This is a genomic window from Sphingosinicella sp. (assembly GCF_052387495.1).
Lineage (GTDB): Bacteria > Pseudomonadota > Alphaproteobacteria > Sphingomonadales > Sphingomonadaceae > Allosphingosinicella.
This window is the reverse complement of the sequence record NZ_JBQTJC010000077.1, coordinates 1-3,190: the sequence shown is the minus strand read 5'-3', so window position 1 is coordinate 3,190 and position 3,190 is coordinate 1. Positions and strand designations below refer to the sequence as shown.

Sequence of the window (3,190 nt, the reverse complement as noted above, 5' to 3'; positions counted from 1 at the left end):
CGCGGATCACCCAGGTGCCGGCGAGCAGGTCGCCCACTCTCAGGCGGTCTTTGTTGAACCAAGGGAAGAAGAGGAAGAGCGAGGCCCAGATCAGCCCGGCGAGCGCCGCCAGCCCGCTGCCGTCGCCTTCCGCGGCGTTGTAGATGAGGAAGGTGAGCGGGAGATAAATCTCTATTTCTCTCAACATGTTGCGCGCGATCACGCGGTCGGCGGTCAGCCGGTCGCCGCTGCGCGCGACGACGCGCAGGCCCGCTGCGCGCTTGCCGAAGGTCGCCGCGCGCGGACCCATTTCGAGGAGGATGAAGTAGAAATTGCGGAAGAGAAAAAGGCCGAGCAGCCAGATCGTCACCGCGATCTCGCCGCCGATCTGGGTGCCGAGGCTGGCGAAGATGATGCCGCAGGCCAGCATCAGGACGACCAGGCTGACCGAGATAATGATCCAGTCGAGCAGGAAGGCGCCGACCCGGGGGCCCATCTCCGACAGGGTCAGGCTGAGATCGACCCCTTCGGGCGTGACCAGGCTGCGGCGGCGGCCGGCCAGCGCCTCGCGGTTGACGGCGGCGAACTCAGCCATGGTGCTCGCTCCGCGGCAGATAGAAATAGGCGAGCCAGAGGAGGAGCGCGCTCAGCCCGATCGCGTAGCGGGCGAGATCGTCGGTGATGAGCTGCCGCCCGAAGCCTTCGAGCAGGCCCGCGGCGAGCAGCATCACGATCACGCCACCCATCACGAGCGCGGCGGTGCGCCCAGCCGCGACCGCCGCGATGAGGCGCGATTCCTCGCCCGGGAAGACCACTGCCCAGCCGATCTTGAGGCCCGCCGCGCCGGCGAGGATGATTGCGAAGAATTCGGTTGTGCCGTGAATCATCAGCCAGCCGCCCAGCTCGAACCCCAGCCCTTGCGAGGCGAAGAGCGCGAGGAAGGCGCCGAGCATCGCGCCGTTGTAGACGATCAGCATCGCGGTCGGGATGCCGAAGGCGAAGCCCAATGCGAAGGAGAACATGCAGACCTGGCTGTTGTGGGTGAACAAATAGGTCGCGAAGACGGTGAGGCCGCTCGCGCCCTCGTCATGGTAGAGCGTGCGCCGCAGCGACTCGGGCGAGGCCTCGAAGTCCCGCCCGCCGGCCAGCTCGGCGGGGACGAAGCTCTGGAACCAGCTCGGGTCGTTGCCGACCAGCAGATAGCCCGAGATCACCCCGATCAATGTGATCAGCGCCGCCGCCAGCGTCTCCTTCCACACCGCGCGGACCGCCGCCGGCCAGTCGTGAGCGAAGAAGGCGCGCAGCCGCTCGCCGGCGCGGGTCCGAACCCCGTAGACGAAGAAGTAAGCCCGGGCGCAAAGCCCCTCCAGATAGGTGACGAGCTCGAGATCCAGCGAGGTCTCGCGCGCCACCGAGAGCGAGGACAGGGCGCCGCGATAGAGGATCGGCAGAGCGAGCAGATCATCGTCGGAAAGCGACCGCATGGACGAGGATTCGGCGGTGACGAGGATTTCTTCGAGCCGTCGCCACTCGCCCTCGCGCTCGGCGCGGAACCGCCGCGTATCGCCCGGCCGGCTGCTCACAGCAAATTCCTCCGCTTGAGATCGAGATAGGCGTTGACCAGGGCCGGGCCCGCCTCGTCGGCCGCGGCCTCGACGACATGGACGCCAAGATGGCGCAGCCTGGTCAGCACCAGCCGCCGTTCGCGCAGCAGCGAGGCGGCGGTGACTGCCCGGCTGATGTCCTCCGGATCGTTCGGTTCGGCTCCGATGAAGCCTTCCAGCTCTTCGTCGCGCAGCACGACGAAGAGGACGAGGTGGCGCTGGAGCAGGGTGCCGACCGCGCTCAGCATCAGTTCGGCGCTGATCGTATCGGCGAACTCGGTGAAGACGACGATCAGCGAGCGGCGCTTCAGCGTCCCGGCGAGGGTCGCGAGCGCCAGCGTGTAATTGGTCTCATGGTCGGAATAGTCGATGCCCGCCGTCACCCGCTGCAGCATGGTGAAGGGGCGCTGGCCCGAAATCGGCGCGCTCGACGCGCGCGGCCGCGAATCGAACGCGAAGACGCCGACCCGGTCGCCGTCCTTCAGCGCGATGAAGGCGGTGAGCAGAGCCGCCGAGACCGCCCGGTCGACCCGCGGCACGTCCCCGAGCGGTTCGCACATCGCCCGCCCGGCATCGAGCGCCATGACGATATTGTTGTTGCGCTCGGTGCGATATTCCTTGGCGATGAGATGGGTGTGGCGGGCCGATTGCTTCCAGTCGATCGCGCGCCGGTCCAGCCCCTGGCGATAATCGGCGAGCGATTCGAACTCGGCGCCCTCGCCGATCTGCAGCTGCGCGACCATGCCGTGCATGGCGTCGCGATTGTGAAGCTGCATCGCCTTCTCGCGAACCTGGCGGATGTCGGGGGTGATCAGCACCGCCTGGTCGAGGCCGAGCTGGCGCTGCTTCCAGGCGAGGCCCATCAGGCCGGTCCAGCGAATCCAGATATTTTCGAGCCGCGCGGTGCCGCGCCGCTCCGCCTTGAGGATGATCGCCGCGGCGGCTCTGCCCGGCTCCATCTCCGCTTGCGCGCGATAGCCGAAGGGCGCGGCGACCGGCCCCGAGACGCCGAGCGCGAATTGCGCGGCGCGCGGCGCGCGGTGGAGAAAGCGGGCGCGCGCGGTGACCGCGAAGCTCTCGCCGACGCCGACGGCACGCGGGCCCTCGCAGGTCACCGCGACGTCGCCGAGGCTCACCGACGTGAGCGCGTCGACCATGAAGAGCGCGAGCAGCAGCACGAGCAAGGCCAGTCCCGCCGTCCAGAAGGCCGGCGCGAAAATGCCGACGATCAAGGCGATCGGAGCGACCGCCGCGCTGCACAGGACGGTAAGACGGGTCGGATAGATCAACGCGGCGCCTCCACCTCGTCGACGAGCCGCCCGACGACGTCCTCGATCGGCCGCCCCTCGATCTCGGCCGCCGCCGAGAGCAGCAGGCGATGGCGCAGCAGGGGCGGTGCCAGCGCCTTCACATCGTCGGGGATGACGTAATTGCGTCCGTCGAGCGCCGCCCGCGCCCGCGCCGCGCCGGCGAGCATCGCGGCGGCGCGGGGAGAGGCGCCGCCCTCCAGGTCGGGCGCCTCGCGCGTGGCGCGGACCAAAGCGACGACGTAATTGGTGACCTCGTCGACCATCGGGATCGTCGCGACCGCCGCGATCGCCTCCTGC

General features: G+C 68.8%; 3 protein-coding genes and 1 pseudogene. All 4 read right to left on the bottom strand.

Annotated features, from left to right (window positions below; translation table 11 throughout):
- Positions 1-574 (bottom strand): RDD family protein (locus tag ACT4N8_RS04335; protein WP_444856907.1); only part of this gene is annotated, 574 nt, incomplete at its 3' end.
- Positions 567-1,562: a stage II sporulation protein M gene (locus ACT4N8_RS04330; RefSeq protein WP_444856906.1), complete on the bottom strand. Its 996-nt coding sequence runs from the start codon at positions 1,560-1,562 to the stop codon at positions 567-569. The genes ACT4N8_RS04330 and ACT4N8_RS04335, both read right to left, overlap by 8 nt.
- The gene (locus ACT4N8_RS04325) at positions 1,559-2,872 is read right to left on the bottom strand and encodes a DUF58 domain-containing protein (RefSeq protein WP_444856905.1); all 1,314 of its coding nucleotides are present in this window, start codon (positions 2,870-2,872) and stop codon (positions 1,559-1,561) included. Before ACT4N8_RS04325 ends, ACT4N8_RS04330 begins: the two co-directional genes overlap by 4 nt.
- A pseudogene (locus ACT4N8_RS04320) lies at positions 2,869-3,190 on the bottom strand (AAA family ATPase); the annotation flags it as partial. The gene ACT4N8_RS04325 and the pseudogene ACT4N8_RS04320, both read right to left, overlap by 4 nt.